Here is a 568-nt window from a genome sequence, read left to right as displayed (position 1 = left end):
TGGCCGAGCTTGGGCGGGTGCATCAGTAGCCTCCGAGGTCGGTGCGGCCGGCGACGGTGCCCCAGCCGCGGTTGGTGGTGTTACGGGTACCGGCAAGGTCTTGTTGTGCGGAGGCCCGGCGCCCAGCCGACTGGCACTCGATAGGCTGCTTGCGGCCAGCCATGTAGCTTGCTCGCACGGCCATGACCAGGCTCACGGCGCTGTCGCCATGACGCTTTGCCTTACCGCCCGCCGACTCCAGATCAGCCTTGCGGCCTTTGTCGATCACTGGAATGCCGTTCTCGACCTTGATCGAGAGAAGATCGTCCAGCGTGCTTTGGTGCCTGGACAGCTCGATGTTGAAGGCCTCGAACTCCCCTTTGAGCTTGGGCATCCACTCGGCGTACCAGGCAAGGTTGAGGCTGACCTGCTCGACCACCGCAGGGCCATACCGCAGCGCCGCCTGTTCCGCGAGGTATCCGCCGTTGCCGGTGGCATCGAAGGCCATGCCCACGACACGCGGCAGGCGATCGCAGATGAAGAACATGATGTCGCGCTGCGCTTCGTAGGTCAGGTTGCGCAGCTCGAC

At 64.6% G+C, this 568-nt stretch carries 1 pseudogene; it reads right to left on the bottom strand.

What is annotated here, in order from left to right:
• Positions 1-22: 22 nt before the first annotated feature.
• Positions 23-568, bottom strand: a pseudogene (locus tag JHD77_RS31965) (hypothetical protein); the annotation flags it as partial.

Source organism: Pseudomonas sp. P20, from assembly GCF_016463925.1.
Lineage (GTDB): Bacteria > Pseudomonadota > Gammaproteobacteria > Pseudomonadales > Pseudomonadaceae > Pseudomonas > Pseudomonas aeruginosa.
This window is presented reverse-complemented; position numbering and strand designations above follow the sequence as displayed.